The following is a 16,230-nucleotide window of genomic DNA, read 5'->3' on the forward strand; positions in this document are numbered from 1 at the left end:
CCCCCCCCCCCCCCCTGGCCTGTATCATTCGGGATAGTCGCCGTGGTCGTTGTTGGCGCCGCGGTCGGTTCTGGTGAGAGCGGCGAACCGGTCGGCGATCAGGTCAACGCCGAAGACGCGTTCACCATCCTCGCGCTCGAAACTGTTCTGGCGAACCCGGCCGGTGATGTGGAGCAAGTCGCCCTTACCGATCCTGGCGGCGCGTTCGACATTGCGACCAAAGAGCGTCACGCGGTTCCAGTGGGTGTCGTCTTCCCAGTCATCGCCCACCTTGCGCGCGTAGTTGGCTGCCATGTCGAGGTAGGCCACCTTGTCCTTGATCTCGATCTTGCCGACGCGGCCGATGATCCGAAATTCTGCGATGTTCTGCATTGGTCTTGTCCTTCTGTCTGGTTGCTGACGCATATCGAGAAGGGGGACCGCCTGACGCGGGCAAGCGGAAAAAGGGAGGGTCCACGAGCAGTGGAAGCCCTAGGCACACCGTGCCGGTTTTCTGCTTGGGGCTGCAAGCCCACTCCCGCATAGGAAGGCGAGGACACCAGATGCGTCAAACAGCAACAAGCGGGGGGACAAGGCCCGCTTACACGCACTCTCCTTCGTATCGGCCGAAGCGAGTGGTTCGTGATGGAAACAAGGCCCCCTCCCCCTGGTGGTTTTCACGTTCGCACGGTAGGCGATGACTGGGACAACCGCTCAGTCCGCGCCGGTTCCGCCAGCGGCCTTGCGCTCGATATCGAGCCGCTTGTAGATCGCCTTGCGACCGACCCCGACGAACCGCGCAGCGTCTGCAACGCTCGCAGCATCAGGACCGGTCATCATCTGTTTGACCTCCTGCCACCGTGCCATGTCGATCAGCGGGGGGCGACCGCGTTACTTCTCGGTTTCCAGGGCCCCCCCCGCCGCGCGCTCCGCCAGGACGTCCTGGCCGAACTTTGCAAACGTCGCCGCGGTATTGAAGAAGCCGCGCCCTTCTCCCGTGCTCGTTGCGATGCCGTCTTCGACCGAGCAAAATTCGACACGCCTGTGCGCGAGCGTTTCCAGTTCGGCAATAAGCGTCACGAGCGAGCGCGATAACCGGTCGAGGCGCCAGATGATGATTCCATATCTGGGCTTGGCACAGGCGAGCATGTCCATGAATGCCGGCTTGAGCACGGCCGAACCCGACACGCCGTGATCCTCCCAGATCCGCTCGGCGCCGGCCGCGCGCAGCACGTCAATCTGAAGGGCAAGGTTGTCGTCCCTGCACCTGCGCGCGCGTACCCCAGTTTCATGTGCGCCTCACCCGGGGCTCGTTCATTGTCATTCCCTTCAAACAAGCGCCGCCGGCTTTGGCGTTGGCCCTTGCGGTCATCGCCAAAGCCGGCGTCAATTTCGCGGCCATGCAAAAGGTCGATTACCCCCGTGGCAATGGAAGCGCGTGGAATCCAAAATTGGGCGGCACTGCCAATTTCTCAAAGGATCTTGCCGCCGACAAAAAGGCAATTATGCGCCAAATGCGCTCGGTGTCGTGACAAGCCTTTGATCGACTCTGGCCCCATAGACCTAGTTTGCCAGCCAGTTCTCCACCTTGAGACCGCGCACTCGATCAAATTCCCGCGTGTTGTCCGTCACCAGGATCAAATCGAGCGAACAGGCGTGCGCCGCTATCAGGAGGTCGTTGGCACCGATGATCTGCCCGGCCGCTTCCAGTTCCGCTCGAATACCCCCGTACTGGCCATCTGCCGGAACATCCCAGGGTAGGACCGGGATCGTATCCAGCAAGCTTTCGACCATGGAAAGGAGCTTGGCTGACCCCTTTTTCGCGCATCCGTAACGCAGTTCAGCCGCAACGATGATGCTGGTGCAAATCTCCTTTGGCCCAATCTCCTCGACCCGGCTCGCGGCCAATCCGAAAGGATTGCGAATGATGTCGCTAATGATGTTCGTGTCCAGCAAGTACCCGCTCAAAATACGTCTTCCGGATCTGCGGGGCGATCCTCGATGTCGGGAAACTGATCATCGGGACCCAAGGGCTCGGACTTCTTCCATGCCGCAATCAGCTCCACGATGTTGGACGGCCTGGTGATCGGCTCAATAATAAGCCTCTCCCCTTCCCGCCGAATAAACACGCGATCTCCCGGCAACTCGAACTCGACCGGAATACGCACGGCCTGGCTACGATTATTGCGAAACAGCTTGGCCTCTCTGGCCTTTGACCCTGGTGTTGGCACCGGCATGGCTATGACCTCCGTTGTATATGCCAAATTGTATATCCCGACGAGCACCGAAGCAAGCTGAAACTGTTTCCCGATATGCGTCATGTTCCTTCAAGCGAGCTTGAACATTTCGCCGTTGTCACCGCGCCACTCGAACACACAAGCAACGCGGTTGGCATGTTCGGGCAACCTTCACGCAGGCCTCGGCCAGAATTTCAGCAGACTCGATTTCTTTAACCGGTCGGCGATCAGGTCAACGCCAAAATCCGCTCGGGCTCCGGCCGCGCGTAGCGCGTCAGTCTGAAGGGCAAGGTTGTCGTCCCTGCACCGGTGCGCGCATACTCCAGTTTCATGTGTGCCTCTGCCGGGGCTCGTTCATTGTCATTGCCTTCAAAAAAGCGCTGCCGGCTTTGGCGATGGTCCTTGCGGTCATCGCCAAAGCCGGCGTCAATTTCACGGTTCTACCAAAAGCGCATCACCTTACCGTCTCGGGGCAGATGAGAGAATGGGACGCACGCTGTCAACTTACAGGAATTTCGTGCCGATTACGTTGACAGGCAGGTTCTGCGAAGGGGGCCGATGGAGTGCAAGACTCCACCGGCCAGCACATCAAGCGACCTTGGACTTTTCGCCTTCGTCCGTGGACTGCTCGCAAACGGGTGTAAATCGCTTGGCCGGTTCGGGCAACCATCCCGCAGGCAGGCGCTCATTTACGGTTACTGCCAAATCACCCTTCTTCATCTTGACGCAGTTCTCGGCCGCCTCCTGCCCGCAGGCCTCGGCCAGGATTTCCAGCAGGCTCGATTTCTTGAGCCGGTCAAAGAAGGGCTGGTTCGGGGTCCAGTGCTGGCGAAGGTCGAGCCCGGCGGCTTCGGCATATTGGTCCGCGGCGCGCTGGCGCTCGCCGATACCGCCATGATTGAAGATCGTGCCGTTGATGGTCGTCGCCACCAGTGCGGCGAGCAATTGCATCTTGTCGCCCTCCTCCATCGTCCGGATCGTCTCGAACCGCTGTGCAGCGGGAATATCACCGAAGCGCTCGACCAATCTGCCTTGCGTATCGGCAAGGACGCTGCCTGTCAGATATTCAGGTTCGACTGTGCAGATGACTCGGCCCGGATGAATGTCAGCGGGAAGATCGTAGCTGTGACGACCATGCAGCAATTGCGCGGTCAGGGTGTCGAGAAGAATATCGAGGGCAAGTGCGGGCCGTGCGGCGACTTCCTTCTGCAAGGCCAGGGTGCGGATGCCAGTCAGCCGCTCGATCATGCTGGCCGCATAGGGTCCGGTATCCGGTTCCTTGGGCGCTGTCTGCGCGCTCTTCAAGCCCCAGTGCCGGATCGCAAGTTCGCCATTATAACCGACATAAGCACACACGCCTCCGTTCGCTTTCTGCTCGTCAGTGAAGCAAGCAAGGCTCTCGGTGATGGCATCGCGCTTGTCGAACAGCGCCTCGAATTCCTCGCTGTCTTCGCAGCCTTGCTCTTCGAACGCCTCGATTTTAGCATCGAGCGCGGCAAGCTGCTCGGCCTCCTGGGCGCTCGGTTCACGCCGCTCGGGATGGAGATAGCCCCTGCTGTAAATGTCCTGCGGGGCATCTTGCGAAACCGCGACGATTCTCCAGCCCTCGGCTTCCAGTTCGGCGCGAACAGCATCCGGCTTCGCCTCGACCAGTTCATCCAGAAGGGCCGGATCGTCGGCATAGCCTCTCTCGCCGAACAGGTCGCGCGTGATCGTGCCCCCTGCCCTCTCGTAGGCTTCCATCCCGACATAGCGGAAGACTGCAGCATCGGTGTGCACCTTCTCCTCGGTCAGCGCACGGCGCAGCGCGGAAGGGCTATTTCCGCATCGCTCGTATGCTGCAACCTGTGCTGCATGATCGTCGGTGATCGTCAGGGCCTGAGCGGCATCCATGCCGATCTCGTCTGCAGCAAAGGCTGCGAGGATTTTCGGAGCAAGGCTGCCAAGGCGCAGCAATTTTGCAACATGGCCGGTGCTGTAGCCGAAGCGAACCGCAATATCTTCGGCGCTCATCCCGCCTTCGTCGCGAAGCTGCACATAGGCTGTCACGGCGTCCTTGGGGTGCATGCTTTCGCGCTGCGAATTTTCAACCAGCGAAAGTTCGACCGCCTCGCTCTTGTCCTTGATGATGACGGGGACGGAAAAGGTCGAAGGCACATCCTTACGCGATTTCAAGAGCTCGAGTGCGCGCAAGCGGCGACCGCCCGCGAAGACCCAGAACTTGCCCTCCTCCTCATAGACGGCAAGGCTCTGAATGATGCCGTGCGCGAGAATGTCGGCGGCCAGAGGTTCAATCCCGGTCGGCTCAACCTTGCGGACATTGAGCGGCGATAGACGAAGCTGCGAAAGCTTGACGATTGTGGTCATGACAAATTCCTTGAAGCTTGTGGAGGGATGGAGGGCGGCGACATCCCCACCGCCCTCGCGAGAGGACCGATCAGTATTCGTCGGCCCGAAGGATGGTGAGCACGCGGCACGTCACCGCCGGGTCCGCCGGATCGGGCGATCCGAACTGCAGCGCGGTGTCGTAGTAATCGACCTTCCAGAAGCAGCGCGTGGCCTTCCATTCAAAGGCCCCGAAGTCGCGTTCACCGCGTGGGTCGTTGTCCTCGCTGAAATCGGCAAACTGCGTAACGATGCGCAGCAAATTGCTCTGGTCGATCCAGAACGGCGATGCATCGCTGTCCTCGATCATGGCACGAATGCCATGCGTCATCATCACCCGCCCGCGCTGAGGATTGCTGAGGTCGGCGCGCAAGTCGTCGTTGAGCCTCGCCACGCGCGCAGTGTATTCGGCACGCTGGTCGTCGGTCAAGTTTGCAAAATCCGGCATGTTCTTGTTTCCCTTTCTTTCTGACGATGGAGCCGAAGGCGATGGGCACCATCGACTTCTGCCTGCTGGCGAAGCGGGTCGGGGAATGGCGCAAACGAGGGGCTGATCGCGGGGGTGGGGAATCACCCGGCCTGCACAAGCCGAAGGCGCGGAAGGGTGGGGAGACCCCCGCGATTACCAAGCGCAGCGCGCACCGCGCGCGAAGACGGCCTGGCCCTTGCGCCAGGGGGCCGGAACAGGCCCCTCAAGCCTTGCGAATGGCGCGGCGGCAGTGCCGCCACTGCTTCACCTGTTGCCAATCGATTTCGAGAATTCGGGAGAGTTGTCAGCTTCATGAAGTGAGATTTGACATTCGCCCGAAGGCCACGCAGCAGGAATGTCCCTCTCCTTGCACCTCAATTTCCCGATGGACATTTATGGACGATTTTGACGCACGCCGCGCATCGCTTGATCTGGTTACGGCCTTTGTAAACAACAACAACAAGCTTAATGCAGCCGAGTTGCCGACCTTGCTGAGCGATGTATTCAAGACCATTTCTGATTTCCAGAACCAGCACGATGGTTCGATCAAAGTGGACGAAAAACCGGTTGAACTCGTGGCGACGGCAAAGCCCAGAACGGCGGCTGCTTCAAAGACAAGGGCGACGAAAGCACCGGCCGCGACCGCAGCTCCCGAGCCAGCGGAATCTGATTCCGCCGCGCCTGCCAAGACAGTCGAGGCAACACCGAAAATGAAGTCCGCTGCCGCCAAAATGACCAGCGCGCCGAAGAAAGTGGCAAAGACAACGCCAGCCTCAGCCCCGGCAAAGAAGCCTGTCGCTCGGTCCAAGGCGGCAAAAGCGGAGGCTGCGCCAAAGGCAGCCGCCAAGTCTGTAGACACGGCAACGAAGGTGTCCGCAGCAGAATCAGCCAAGATCGCCGAAGTCTCCAGAACGACGCCTGCTAAGACCGCATCCGTCAAGAAGGTCCCGGCGAAAACAGTCAGCCCCAAGCGTCGCATGGCGAGGCGATCAGCCGCTGAAACCAAGTCAGTGGACGCAGTCGAAGCCGCAGCGCCGGCTCTGGACCAGACCTCGGCGCCAACCCCCGCCTCGCCCTCGGTCAAGGCGCCCGAGACTGCGGATGCCAGCAAGGCGGTGTCACCCAAAACCGCAGTGGCCAAATCCAAAGCAGCAAGCGGTACAGCAGAAAACGCAGAGGTTGGCGCAAAGGCGAAGCCGGCTCGCAAGGAGCGTCAAGTCCTGACGCCGGCTTACCGCTGACAAATTTGCACTGCCGGCCCCAAAGACTCGCGCCGCCCAATGGGCGTGCCGTCTTGGGCACCAGCGAAATGCCCTCAAGCTCCGCCCGCGGTGGTCTGAGGCTGCATGTCCGGTGACAGGGTCACCGTTGGTACAAGCACGGCTTTGTACAAACACTTCCGGGCCGCCGCTGGTCGCTTGTCAGCCAGCGGCGGCCCGTCGACAGCCGTCCCATATAGGGCAACTGCTGCCCCCTCGCCCTCGGAAGCACCGACCTCGCCGTCACACGGGTCTGAAGCTTCTGGCCCGTGCGGAAAGCGGGTTGGAAGTCGGGTATCATTCGATCTTTCGGGAACGGGGAGACAGGGAAGGAGGCGCGCGCCTCCTTCCCTGTTCCGTCTAAGGACTCACGCTGTGCAAGCGTGTTCGGGCGATTCAACGTCCGTAGCCGCAAGGATCATTTCGCAGGCTACCTGTGCCGCGCTCGCGGCGCGGAAAATGGCTCGCTTGTCGCCGCGAAGCACAGAAATCCATTCGGCCACGTAAGCGGCATGGTCCTCCCGTTCGGTGGGTTCCATGCCAAGCTGGGCACAAATCATGGCCGCTCCGACCTCGGCAATCATCTCTTCCAAGGCTCTGGTTTGCAATGACTTTCCGTAATTCTGGAGGCTCTCGCGATTGAGGCGCGATGCGTGGCCGCTACTGTGCACGACCTCGTGCGCGAGCGTGGCAAAAAAGGAGTTGCCACTTTCGAAGTCGGCAAATGCCGGCATGCGGATACGATCGGCAACAGGGTCATAGCAGGCGGTGTTCCCGCCTTCGCTGTAAGGAACCGGCCAGCGGGCAAAAGCGGCATCAAGCTGCTCGTTGCGTTCGTCACGGTTCTTCACCTGGATAGCGGGTGCCGGGTATTTGCTCATGTCGAGCCCGTCGATCTGCTCGACGTTGAACACCACGTATTTCTTCAAGTACTTGCGCGGCGCCTCCTCGCCCTCGCTATCGGAGACTGTTTCACCGGTTTCGCCATCCTTGGGGGTGAAAGTACCGGCGTGCACGACAAGGGTGCCCTTCTCGCCTTTGCGCACCTGACCGCCCAAATCGTGGGCCTTTCGGTACGTCATCCAGTAGGGATTGCTATATCCGCACGTCATCGCAGCCGACCAGAGTAGAAGGATATTGATGCCCCGATACGCGGTCCCTTCATGCCGCAAAGGTAGCGTAGCAGAGCCAGAGACCCAGCGGGGTGCCCATGGCCGGGTTCCAGCTTCGAGCATGGCAATGATCTGATTGGTGACATCCTCGTAAATGTCGCTGCGAACTGTACGGTTGCGGGCGGTATAAGTCTTACGGGTCATTGGCCTTGTTCCCTTTTCCTGACTGGAGCCGAAGGCGATGGCGTCCATCGGCTTCTGCCCGCTGGCGAAGCCGGGGGGGGTGAACCGGCACATTGAGGGCCGAGCGCGAGGTTGGGGGATCACCCGGCCTGCACAAGCCGAAGGCGCGGAAGGATGGGGAAGGCCCCGCGCGAGCCAAGCGTCAGCCGCGCGAGCGGCGAAGACGGCCTGGCCCTTGCCGGGAAGGGGGGAGGCCGCCCCCCTTGATCGATTTCATGAAAGGCGCGGCCGCCTTAGCGGCCTCAGGTGTGAGCGAGGATCGTTACCCGCATGGGACGAAACCGCCCCGTGCGGGTTCGGTTTGAGCGTCAGCGAGAGATAGAGCCGGACCGCAAGGTCGCTCCCCACCAGTATATTACGGACACTTGCCCCCTGCCCTCGCCTTTCCAGGGATCACGGCCGGATCAGTTATCCTGGAGGGGCCCGTCGACATGCAAGCGCGCGAGTACCGAAAACGTATCGGCAATGAGTTCGGTCCTGTAGATGAGCTCGCCGCTTTCCGAATGACTTCCCTCGCGCATACGGCCGGTGATGTGAACCAGGTCACCTTTCTGCGCGTTGTCGATCTGGTCGCGAACATGGGAAAAGCAAACCACGCTGTTCCAATGCGTGTCGGTTTTCCAGTCCTCGCCATCCCTGCGGTTATAGTTCGAGGCGACATTCACATAGGTCACCTTCTCACGGGGAGAGATCTTGCCGATCCTCCCGATGATACGAAATTCGGCTAGGTTCTGCGGCATTGGGGGTCTCCATTTCGGTTGGGGAAATTCGTGAGTGGCGCCCTTCCCTCTTGGATCTCGGAGAAGATCGGGACGAGGGCCATGCCATTTGGAAGGGCGGTGATTTTTAACCGGTGTCTGCAAGCCTGGCCTGGAGCGCATCGTTCCAATCCCCGCCAAGCGGCGGTATGACGATTTCAAGTGAGCGGCCGTTGGCGGTGAGATTGTCTCTGGCGCGCTCAATGCCGAGCTCGGCCGCTTTGCCATGCTGCGAGTAGATCACAACATGACGTACATGACCCGGAATTGCGATGTCGCGGTATCGCTCGGCACCGCAAACCGCGCTGCACCCAGAAAGATCGCGCAGCACAATCGCTGATTCCGCGTCTTCGAAGCCTTCTGCAAGGTTAAGCGTGTTGCCTGCCGGCTTGCCGAGCTGGATCATGCTCCTTCGGGGATCGCCCAACGTTCGCTTGGGCTCTTCCAGCAAGGTCGACTTGCGCCCGTCGGAATCGAGAAAGATGCGCTGTAGCGCGCATAGCTCACGTCCCTTTGTCATTGGTAACAGAAGTGCAGGCAAACGGACCTTGCGCCCCGCCTCGTATGTCAGGACGCTGGGACTGTAGCGGCCAGCCAGGGAACGACCGATGCCGCGGCGCTCCAGGTAGCGCGCCGCCGGCGTATTGCAGATTGGCCATGCCAGGTCCCAGATCTTGCGTACGAGACGCGTTAGGTCTCGGTCGTTCGCCTCGGTCCCATCGGGGGATTGCAACACGCCGGGCCGGGAGTGCAAATGGCGGAGCGCCGAAAGAACGGCGTCCTGCGAGCATCCAGCGAAGCAATGGAAGAGGACGGCCTTCCGACCCGGGGTGACCGAAAGGGAAGCACGGGCATCGGTATGGGCGGGGCAACGGACTTTGCCGTACCGGCCATGCCAAGTGCCTTTGAGGTCATTGACGATCTGGCGTGCGGCTGCGTGAGGGGTCTTGGCCATAGTCCATATATAGCACATATAACGTAGGTGGACTGCTGATTATTTTTGGAGATTTATTCATGCAGGATGTGCCAGCCATGAAAGCTCGAGGGGCTAGTGGCAGTCCCCCTTCACTGAATCCGATTTTGAAAAGTGCCGCTGCTTGCAGCGGAAGGTTTTCTGATTCTAAGAGATTCAGATTCGGGAGGTGGAAACTCGCGAGTTTCTGCAGGCTTAGGCGCCTCTATCCTGACTGTTTGGGGGGCTTTGCCTGTCTTTATGGGGGCGCTGACCTGACCGGGTGGGGGAACAAACCTGACCCCTTGGGGATATCCTGACCTGATGGGGGAGACACCATCCGATCGTGATTCGCTGCGGTCATCAGTGCCTTCGCGCTCAATTATACAGCCTGTGCGCCCTGCTCTGCTCGAAAATCCGTCAAACATTCGCGACTCGTGGCAATCCGCGGAGATTATAGTCATAGACCATCAGGTCCATCCTGACCGATTGGGGGATGGAATCGCCCCATCCTGCCCTGACTTGACGCAACAGGACAGGTCAGGCAATGTTCCACGATCATTGGCGAATCCCCTGAACTGCTGTGACATGGCCCAAGAGCACGATTTAGACAACGTCGATGAACAGGCGAAGAGTTCGGGGGAAGTCGGACCCGGCCGGGCAATGAGGGTTGCTTCTGCGCTTCGAGCCAAGGGCGGTGAAGAGTTTGCCAAGCCAGGCAGCATTGTCGATGTCAAATTCGTGAAAGGCCAGTCGCTTAGCCTCACGGCTTCACGCCTCCTCGCTCTTATGATCCTGACTGCAGGCGGAGATGCGTGGGAGGACCGCGCGCACAAAATGCGCAAGGCCGACATTCGCCGCGGGCACAAGGGCAACGAGCGGATCTCCGACATGCTTGAGGAGTTGCATCGCACACTTTTCGCTGTCGACGACAAGTCTTGGCGAGGGAAGAAAGCGACCATGCGCTTTTCGCTGATTTCTTCATCCCGCGAAGAAGTCGAGGAAGAGCCTGGTGCGGAAACCGGTTGGATCGAATGGGAGTTCACACCAGAAGCGCGCAAGCTCATCCGTGAATCTGAAACTTATGCCGTGCTCAATCGGCAAGCTGTCCTTGGTTTCAGATCTGCCTATGCGCTCAAGCTGTATGAAGTGGGGGCGCTGAGACTTCATCGCCGTCAGTCAACTTGGAAGGGGGACATGATGGCGCTTCGCGCACTGCTTGGCATCGCGCCTGAGGTCTACAAGGATTTTGCGCAGCTTCGACGAAAGGTCTTGGAGAAGGCCAAGGCCGAAATTGACCAGCTGGCACATTTCAAGGTGGAGTGGCGGGAAATCCGACAGGGTCGAACTGTTACCGAGATCGAGTTCAGTTTCGAACCAAAGGATGCACCAGCTCAGATTGCCACCGTTGACGAGATCAACCGACATTCCAGTGGACGCAAAGCACGACGAGAGGATGAGGTTGAAGGAGTAGAGGTCAAGGCATTCGCGCAAAAGGTCGTTGCTGCCTTGACAGCCAAAGGCAAGGATGAGCCTTCTGAACTTAAATTTCCCAGCGGGTCGCTTAAGTACGGTGAAGAAGCCTTGGCCTCGATCGCGCGCTCGGTTGGTGGTGGATGGGATATCGACATCATCGCGGCAGCTTACCGTGAGCAAATGGGCGAACGTCTGGTCAAGCTCAAAGACGCAAAATTGATCGCGTCATGGACAGGATTCTGCGAGAGTTTTCTCGCAAGGCGAGGGCGGCCTTGATCGAAATTGCACCGGTGCAATTTTTTAGAATCCGGCTCCTCGACGCGGCAAATGGATTTGAGCTGACGGGAGAAGCGTGATCGGCAGTTCCCCTGCCCTTGAGGCGAGGAGTATTTGATGGACGCGAGCTAGGAGTTGGCGCTACCGTGGCGTTTGGGCAGTCAGCATCTGGACACGAACCAGTCTCCGCACGAGTTGCACCTGCACCTGGAATCCGAGCGCGGGTGCCCTGGGTGCGGGAGGGCAGCGCTGATGTTGTCCCGAGAGATGCCGGTGCGGCCGCGGCGCGGGAGATGGCGATCACCGATCAGCGGCTATGGCGGATCATCGCGCATTACGTGGGGGCAGCGTCGGAACGGCTCGACCTGGACGATCTGAAGGCCGTGGCCTTCGACGAGACGGCTTCGAAGCGAGGTCACAATTACGTCACCATCTTCATCGACCTGGATCGCAAGTCTCGGCCTGTGGTGTTTGCCACGCCGGGCCAGTGCAAGGAAGCCGTCCGGCGCTTCAAAGACTTCCTGACCGCGCACAACGGCAAGCCAGGCCAAGATCGCCGAAGTCGTCTGCGACATGTCACCTGCCTTCCTGGCTGCGGTCGGCGAGACCTTCCCCGAGGCGTCTGTGACGGTCGACTGGTTCCATGTCGTGCAACTGTTCACCAGAGCCCTCGACGAGGTGCGCAAGTCCGAGGCAAAGCTGGTCGAAATGCCCGCCGCCGTGCGCTGGGCGGTCCTTTGCTGCCTCCGGTGCTGACTGGCATCGAAACCGTCGAAAAGCAGAGGGACCGCACCCCTCGGCGCCATCCTCAAATCTACGTGAAACGTCGAGGAGCCTAAAATCCATACCCCCAGGAGGTCAGGATAGGCTGAACTGGAAGGGCATATGCCCCTCGCAAGCGTCCGAAATGCCAAAAGCGACGCAAGATTTGCGAAAGTCGACGAATGATTGACCAATAAGCGAAAATTGCAGTATGCCCTTCTCAGTTTCGAAAGGGCAACTCACTTGGCGGCATCACTTGATATCGAAGGCACGGAGGGCGCAGTTTCAGTCGCGGCGCTCGCGCAGCGTACGAGTTCGGTCTTGGAACGGCTACGCGACTCTGCTCGTAGCGCGCGGGCCGATGACCGGCGCGAGCCCACCTTTCAGATCGGGAAGGCCGCTGAACTTGTGGGGCGCACTCCCGCGGCTATTCGCGAAGCCGAAAAGGACGGCCGTCTACCGCCTCCTCCACGTACTGAGAATAATCGCCGCGTGGGGTATACTCTCGCGCAATTGAACGACATGCGGGGTCTGTTTGGAACGCGTCCCTGGCGCAGCGCCGACGACCCTTGTTGCGTCATCGCGGTGCAGAATTTCAAAGGCGGCGTTGGAAAGTCGACTCTATCTGTCCATCTGGCTCAATACCTTGCGATCAAGGGTTACCGTGTGGCCCTGATCGATTGCGACAGCCAGGCTTCTGCCACGACACTTTTTGGCTACGTTCCTGATCTAGATTTGACCGAGGACGATACGCTCTATCCCTTCCTGCGACATGACGACATGGAGTCACTCGACTATGCGCTGCGTAAGACGCATTTCGATGGCCTCGAGCTTGTTCCAGCCAACTTGCGGCTGTTCCAATCGGAATATGAAATTGCTGCGCGCATGGCGCGAGGGCAGGGCAACCTTATTGATCGGATGGCCGAGGGGATCGCAAGTATTTCCGATCGCTTTGATGTGGTGGTGCTTGACCCACCACCAGCTCTGGGCGCGATTTCGTTGTCTGTACTTCGGGCCGCGAATGCGCTCGTCGTTCCTGTGCCGCCGACGGTAATGGATTTTTCATCGACTGCGGCGTTTCTCGCTATGCTGGATGAAACCATCGAAACGCTAGCAGAAAGGGATATGGCGCCTTCGCTTCAGTTCCTGCGGTTCGTCGCCTCAAAGGTCGATGAAAACAAGTCGATGCAAAAGGAACTTATGAATTTGATGCGCAGTCTCTTCGGGCATTCCATCGTCCGCACACCGCTGAAGGATTCAGCGGAGATCGATAACGCAACTGCTCGTCTTATGACTGTCTATGAGCTAGACGGACCGGTCACAAGCTCGTCGGTGCGCAATCGATGCCTTGCTTATTTGGAAGGCGTGAACAGCGAAATCGAGATCGATATTCGGTCGATGTGGCCCAGTCATCTCGCGCGCTTGCGCAAAGAGGGATGGGCATGATGACCAGAAATTGCACCGGTGCAATTTTGGCTAGAAGGGTAGGGGAATGAGCAAGAAGAACGCAAATTTCGCGGCCGATCTGGTAGCCGGAATTGAGCCGGCACCGCAAAACGCTCCTGCGCGGAGACCGGGAATTGGCGCAAGCGTTTTGGCGGGCCGCGAAAGCCGCCTTGCCGAGTTGGCGACGGGCAGCGTGGTTTCTCGAACGCATGAACTGGTAGATCCAGCGCGGTGCAGGATGTGGGTTGGGCATAACCGCGAATATGCGATGCTGAACGAAGATCGCTGCTCGGACCTGATCGAGAGTATTAAGGCTCAGGGCAAGCAAGAAATGCCTGCGATCGTACGCCGAGTTAAGGATGATCCTGATTTTGATTATGAGGTGATTTGCGGCGCCCGGCGTCACTGGACGATTACGTGGCTCCGGGCCCACAATTATCCTGATTACCGGTTCCTCATCGATATCCGCAGTTTGACGGATGAAGAAGCTTTCCGACTTGCAGATATCGAGAATCGTGCGCGCGATGACATCACAGATCTAGAACGTGCGCGAGATTATCTGCGCGCCCTTGATGCCTATTATGAAGGGCGACAGAAGGTCATGGCGGAGCGTATCAACGTTTCGGAAAGCTGGCTTAGCCGCTATCTCGATCTGGCTCGTCTGCCAGCTGAATTGATGGTGGCCTTCGCTAGGCCACAAGACCTCAGGATCAAGCACGTCACGGCTATAAAGCCGCTTTTGAAACCGGAGGACCGCAAAATGCGCGTCTTCGCTGAGGCCGCACGCATTGCAGGTGACGGGGCAGAGGGCTGTGAAAAGAAGCCTGTGCCCGACATCATTCGTGCCTTGGCTTTGGCCGCCGATCCCCCCAAGAGGTCAGGATCCCCCAAGAAGTCAGGAAAGGCTGAAACTGTCCACTCAAATGAAGGCAAGCCACTACTCAAAGTCGAAGCGATTGATCGCAAGGGTGTGAAACTGACCTTATTGACGCGAGGAGGTGGGACACGCGCCGAAGCCGAAGCCGCACTCAGGACCCTGCTGGATCAACACTGGGCTGATTGACGTTGCATTCCAACCGGAAGGACTGTGGGCTCACTTTCCCAATGTTTGGGTGAGGCTTGTCAACCCGCAGTTGGTTCCCGCCACGCCGGGAATGATATCGGAAAGCTGATCACGCACTCGTACGGCGAGTAGGGGCCAGACCCGCGGACGAGGTGTCGGGCTTCAAGATGGCGCAGGAGCATGGTGGCGCCGGACTTCGTGCCGGAGGGACTGGTCACGCAGCATATCAATCGCTGGCATGCCAACCTGTCTGACCTGATCGAGGCCTATGTTCTGGTGAGGCGCCGGGGCATCACGCTCGACAGCAGCGGCCGCAGCGCCGAAATGGCAATTTTCCTGTAATCTGCCCTCAGAATCCCGTAGAGCGCTTTCAGCCCTTCTCCGCACCCTTTTACCTATCCGACAGCTCGTTTTCGCGCTGTAAGGTCGGTTTCTGGCGGCCTTAGATTTTACATTATAAAACAGATCATTAGAGTAGTTCCGGCCCAAAACCCGCGATTTGGGCGGCGATCGTCACTCAAATCGCACGCGTCGGGCTCATGGCGCGTCCTCCTCAGCAGCCTCGGCCAGGCGGACGCTACTACGGGCCAGCAGCGCCTCGATGTCGGCCATCGCCGCATCGAATTCGCCCAGCGCGACAGACGAGAATGGGGAACAGCCGGTACGTTCATCGGCGCCATCGGCGCCGCGCACCTCGAGGTTGACCGCGTAGAGGTGCACCTCGGCAAGCGTGGTGCGCTCGAGCATGCCGACCGTGTCGAGCGCGCCCAGCATCGTGCGAAGGCCGGGCTGGCAGTCTGCCAGGCGCCGGGCGAGCCGATCCGCTTCGCTGAGACGGCGGCACAGGCCTTGTGCGCCATCGCGCAGCGCGCTTCCCAGGATAGCAGGCCTGTCGTCGGGATCACCAGGGCCTGATGGCGTGCCGGCGGGGAGGGCGCGGCCGCGCGTTCGACCGTCAGCCGGATCGACCCCATGGCAATCGGTTCGCTCGCGCGTTCGGGCGGGGCGAACAGGACATGCGCTTTCGCCGCGCGATGGAGGTGCGCGAGAGCGATCAGGGGATGCCGGGAAGGGTGAAGCCTGCCCAGGCGACAACCGCCTGGGTATCCTGGTGTGCGGTCTCGGCGGCAAGATCGCTGCCGATATGGTCGCCGGGGGCCCGCGCGCGGCGGTTGATCGGACAGCGTCGCGACGCCGGCAAACCCCGCGTGGAAGCGCTGGTCGGTGAACATGTGTCCCTCGCAGGCCAGCGCGGCGACGAGCAGGTCGCGCAGCGGCCGCAGCGTGGCGGGGGCGGCCGCGCCCAGCGCGCCACCGAGCCGGCCGAGCGCGAGCAGGGCCTCGGCGTCGAGGTCGCTCGGCGCGGGATCGGGAAGGGGGGTTTTGGAGGATGCCTGGACGATCTTTGCTGCGAAAAGGGCGGAAAATCGCGGCTTCCCGATCGGTGTATAGCTAATCGACGATAGTTATACACCTTCCTGCACTCCCGAAACCAGGCACTATCGCTAAGGGGATCATATCGATAGTGCCATGAGCGCAATTGAGGCTTATCAGGCGCAAATGACAGGAAAAACACCCGCCGCCAGTTCCGCAGCCGGCACTGTTGCAAATTCTGACGCGGTCGCCAAGGTTTGGCTCGAGGGATTTCAGGGTCGGTTGCGATGAACGATTTCAAAGGGCGGCATTTTACCGGCGAGGTCATCCTCTGGGCGGTGCGCTGGTATTGTAAATACGGCATCAGCTATCGTGATCTCGAGGAAATGCTCGTTGAGCGTGGGATCGATGTCGATCATACGACGATCTATCGCTGGGT

General features: G+C 59.7%; 19 protein-coding genes and 2 pseudogenes. 10 read left to right on the forward strand and 11 right to left on the reverse strand.

Annotation, left to right across the window (positions count from 1 at the left end; genetic code table 11):
* Positions 1 to 24: 24 nt before the first annotated feature.
* The 3 genes from SPHV1_RS23160 to SPHV1_RS23165 all read right to left on the reverse strand — a co-directional run bounded on the left by SPHV1_RS23160 (position 25) and on the right by SPHV1_RS23165 (position 1,212).
* Entirely contained in the window at positions 25 to 372 is a 348-nt protein-coding gene (locus tag SPHV1_RS23160) for a single-stranded DNA-binding protein (protein ID WP_054948361.1), read from the reverse strand.
* A gap of 321 nt (positions 373 to 693) precedes the next feature.
* Positions 694 to 816 (reverse strand): hypothetical protein, encoded by a 123-nt coding sequence (locus tag SPHV1_RS25205; RefSeq protein WP_231634832.1) that lies wholly within the window; start codon positions 814 to 816, stop codon positions 694 to 696.
* Positions 817 to 870: 54 nt separating this feature from the next.
* Positions 871 to 1,212, reverse strand: a complete 342-nt coding sequence (locus tag SPHV1_RS23165) for a recombinase family protein (protein WP_231634833.1) — start codon at positions 1,210 to 1,212, stop codon at positions 871 to 873.
* Between the two features lie 59 nt (positions 1,213 to 1,271).
* Between SPHV1_RS23165 and SPHV1_RS23170 the strand changes: the two genes are divergently transcribed.
* Entirely contained in the window at positions 1,272 to 1,511 is a 240-nt protein-coding gene (locus SPHV1_RS23170; RefSeq protein WP_054948362.1) for a hypothetical protein, read from the forward strand.
* 31 nt (positions 1,512 to 1,542) lie between these two features.
* Here the strand turns inward: SPHV1_RS23170 and SPHV1_RS23175 are convergent, their stop codons facing one another.
* The 4 genes from SPHV1_RS23175 to SPHV1_RS23190 all read right to left on the reverse strand — a co-directional run bounded on the left by SPHV1_RS23175 (position 1,543) and on the right by SPHV1_RS23190 (position 5,049).
* Positions 1,543 to 1,935 carry a type II toxin-antitoxin system VapC family toxin gene (locus SPHV1_RS23175; protein ID WP_197277796.1) on the reverse strand — a complete coding sequence of 131 codons (393 nt, stop codon included), beginning with the start codon at positions 1,933 to 1,935 and terminating at the stop codon, positions 1,543 to 1,545.
* Positions 1,936 to 1,943: 8 nt separating this feature from the next.
* Positions 1,944 to 2,300: an antitoxin gene (locus SPHV1_RS23180; RefSeq protein ID WP_369817981.1), complete on the reverse strand. Its 357-nt coding sequence runs from the start codon at positions 2,298 to 2,300 to the stop codon at positions 1,944 to 1,946.
* A 504-nt stretch (positions 2,301 to 2,804) separates the two neighbouring features.
* Positions 2,805 to 4,583 (reverse strand): ParB/RepB/Spo0J family partition protein, encoded by a 1,779-nt coding sequence (locus tag SPHV1_RS23185; protein ID WP_054948364.1) that lies wholly within the window; start codon positions 4,581 to 4,583, stop codon positions 2,805 to 2,807.
* A gap of 70 nt (positions 4,584 to 4,653) precedes the next feature.
* Complete coding sequence (locus tag SPHV1_RS23190; protein ID WP_054948365.1) at positions 4,654 to 5,049, reverse strand: DUF3768 domain-containing protein; 396 nt, start codon at positions 5,047 to 5,049, stop codon at positions 4,654 to 4,656.
* A gap of 416 nt (positions 5,050 to 5,465) precedes the next feature.
* On the opposite strand from SPHV1_RS23190, the gene SPHV1_RS23195 reads away from it, so the two are divergent.
* Positions 5,466 to 6,311: a hypothetical protein gene (locus SPHV1_RS23195; RefSeq protein ID WP_054948366.1), complete on the forward strand. Its 846-nt coding sequence runs from the start codon at positions 5,466 to 5,468 to the stop codon at positions 6,309 to 6,311.
* Positions 6,312 to 6,697: 386 nt separating this feature from the next.
* Here SPHV1_RS23195 and SPHV1_RS23200 read toward each other — a convergent pair whose 3' ends face one another.
* The 3 genes from SPHV1_RS23200 to SPHV1_RS25915 form a co-directional block, all read right to left on the reverse strand.
* On the reverse strand, positions 6,698 to 7,693 hold the full coding sequence (locus SPHV1_RS23200) for an ArdC family protein (protein WP_231634834.1): 996 nt from the start codon (positions 7,691 to 7,693) through the stop codon (positions 6,698 to 6,700).
* A 395-nt stretch (positions 7,694 to 8,088) separates the two neighbouring features.
* Positions 8,089 to 8,424 carry a single-stranded DNA-binding protein gene (locus SPHV1_RS23205; RefSeq protein ID WP_054948367.1) on the reverse strand — a complete coding sequence of 112 codons (336 nt, stop codon included), beginning with the start codon at positions 8,422 to 8,424 and terminating at the stop codon, positions 8,089 to 8,091.
* A 106-nt stretch (positions 8,425 to 8,530) separates the two neighbouring features.
* Positions 8,531 to 8,848: a toprim domain-containing protein gene (locus SPHV1_RS25915; RefSeq protein WP_231634835.1), complete on the reverse strand. Its 318-nt coding sequence runs from the start codon at positions 8,846 to 8,848 to the stop codon at positions 8,531 to 8,533.
* Between the two features lie 1,209 nt (positions 8,849 to 10,057).
* On the opposite strand from SPHV1_RS25915, the gene SPHV1_RS23215 reads away from it, so the two are divergent.
* The 6 genes and pseudogenes from SPHV1_RS23215 (at position 10,058) to SPHV1_RS25215 (ending at position 14,759) form a co-directional block, all read left to right on the forward strand.
* The gene (locus SPHV1_RS23215; RefSeq protein WP_054948376.1) at positions 10,058 to 11,146 is read left to right on the forward strand and encodes a RepB family plasmid replication initiator protein; all 1,089 of its coding nucleotides are present in this window, start codon (positions 10,058 to 10,060) and stop codon (positions 11,144 to 11,146) included.
* Between the two features lie 293 nt (positions 11,147 to 11,439).
* Positions 11,440 to 11,619: pseudogene (locus SPHV1_RS26065) on the forward strand (ISL3 family transposase); the annotation flags it as partial.
* A 100-nt stretch (positions 11,620 to 11,719) separates the two neighbouring features.
* A complete protein-coding gene (locus tag SPHV1_RS26025; protein WP_054948370.1) occupies positions 11,720 to 11,902 on the forward strand; it encodes a transposase in 183 nt (60 codons plus the stop codon).
* Positions 11,903 to 12,151: 249 nt separating this feature from the next.
* Entirely contained in the window at positions 12,152 to 13,354 is a 1,203-nt protein-coding gene (locus SPHV1_RS23230; RefSeq protein ID WP_054948377.1) for an AAA family ATPase, read from the forward strand.
* A gap of 46 nt (positions 13,355 to 13,400) precedes the next feature.
* Positions 13,401 to 14,417, forward strand: a complete 1,017-nt coding sequence (locus tag SPHV1_RS23235; protein ID WP_054948371.1) for a ParB/RepB/Spo0J family partition protein — start codon at positions 13,401 to 13,403, stop codon at positions 14,415 to 14,417.
* 180 nt (positions 14,418 to 14,597) lie between these two features.
* Positions 14,598 to 14,759, forward strand: coding sequence for a hypothetical protein (locus tag SPHV1_RS25215; RefSeq protein WP_156367438.1), 162 nt, complete (start codon positions 14,598 to 14,600; stop codon positions 14,757 to 14,759).
* Between the two features lie 195 nt (positions 14,760 to 14,954).
* Here SPHV1_RS25215 and SPHV1_RS23240 read toward each other — a convergent pair whose 3' ends face one another.
* Positions 14,955 to 15,191: a hypothetical protein gene (locus SPHV1_RS23240; RefSeq protein WP_054948372.1), complete on the reverse strand. Its 237-nt coding sequence runs from the start codon at positions 15,189 to 15,191 to the stop codon at positions 14,955 to 14,957.
* 242 nt (positions 15,192 to 15,433) lie between these two features.
* On the opposite strand from SPHV1_RS23240, the gene SPHV1_RS23245 reads away from it, so the two are divergent.
* The gene (locus SPHV1_RS23245) at positions 15,434 to 15,883 is read left to right on the forward strand and encodes a hypothetical protein (RefSeq protein WP_156367439.1); all 450 of its coding nucleotides are present in this window, start codon (positions 15,434 to 15,436) and stop codon (positions 15,881 to 15,883) included.
* Between the two features lie 195 nt (positions 15,884 to 16,078).
* Positions 16,079 to 16,230, forward strand: a pseudogene (locus tag SPHV1_RS23250) (IS6 family transposase); the annotation flags it as partial.

Origin of the sequence: Novosphingobium sp. KN65.2 (genome assembly GCF_001368935.1) — a bacterium.
In the GTDB taxonomy this organism is placed as follows: domain Bacteria; phylum Pseudomonadota; class Alphaproteobacteria; order Sphingomonadales; family Sphingomonadaceae; genus Novosphingobium; species Novosphingobium mathurense.

Coding starts and splice junctions, on each gene's coding strand:
- SPHV1_RS26025 (WP_054948370.1), top strand. CDS start 11,720: ATGTCACCTGCCTTCCTGGCTGCGGTCGGCGAGACCTTCCCCGAGGCG.
- SPHV1_RS25915 (WP_231634835.1), bottom strand. CDS start 8,848: ATGATCCAGCTCGGCAAGCCGGCAGGCAACACGCTTAACCTTGCAGAA.
- SPHV1_RS23245 (WP_156367439.1), top strand. CDS start 15,434: ATGCGCTTTCGCCGCGCGATGGAGGTGCGCGAGAGCGATCAGGGGATG.
- SPHV1_RS25215 (WP_156367438.1), top strand. CDS start 14,598: ATGGTGGCGCCGGACTTCGTGCCGGAGGGACTGGTCACGCAGCATATC.
- SPHV1_RS23185 (WP_054948364.1), bottom strand. CDS start 4,583: ATGACCACAATCGTCAAGCTTTCGCAGCTTCGTCTATCGCCGCTCAAT.
- SPHV1_RS23180 (WP_369817981.1), bottom strand. CDS start 2,300: ATGACGCATATCGGGAAACAGTTTCAGCTTGCTTCGGTGCTCGTCGGG.
- SPHV1_RS23190 (WP_054948365.1), bottom strand. CDS start 5,049: ATGCCGGATTTTGCAAACTTGACCGACGACCAGCGTGCCGAATACACT.
- SPHV1_RS23195 (WP_054948366.1), top strand. CDS start 5,466: ATGGACGATTTTGACGCACGCCGCGCATCGCTTGATCTGGTTACGGCC.
- SPHV1_RS25205 (WP_231634832.1), bottom strand. CDS start 816: ATGACCGGTCCTGATGCTGCGAGCGTTGCAGACGCTGCGCGGTTCGTC.
- SPHV1_RS23205 (WP_054948367.1), bottom strand. CDS start 8,424: ATGCCGCAGAACCTAGCCGAATTTCGTATCATCGGGAGGATCGGCAAG.
- SPHV1_RS23200 (WP_231634834.1), bottom strand. CDS start 7,693: ATGGACGCCATCGCCTTCGGCTCCAGTCAGGAAAAGGGAACAAGGCCA.
- SPHV1_RS23235 (WP_054948371.1), top strand. CDS start 13,401: ATGAGCAAGAAGAACGCAAATTTCGCGGCCGATCTGGTAGCCGGAATT.
- SPHV1_RS23160 (WP_054948361.1), bottom strand. CDS start 372: ATGCAGAACATCGCAGAATTTCGGATCATCGGCCGCGTCGGCAAGATC.
- SPHV1_RS23215 (WP_054948376.1), top strand. CDS start 10,058: ATGAGGGTTGCTTCTGCGCTTCGAGCCAAGGGCGGTGAAGAGTTTGCC.
- SPHV1_RS23240 (WP_054948372.1), bottom strand. CDS start 15,191: ATGCTGGGCGCGCTCGACACGGTCGGCATGCTCGAGCGCACCACGCTT.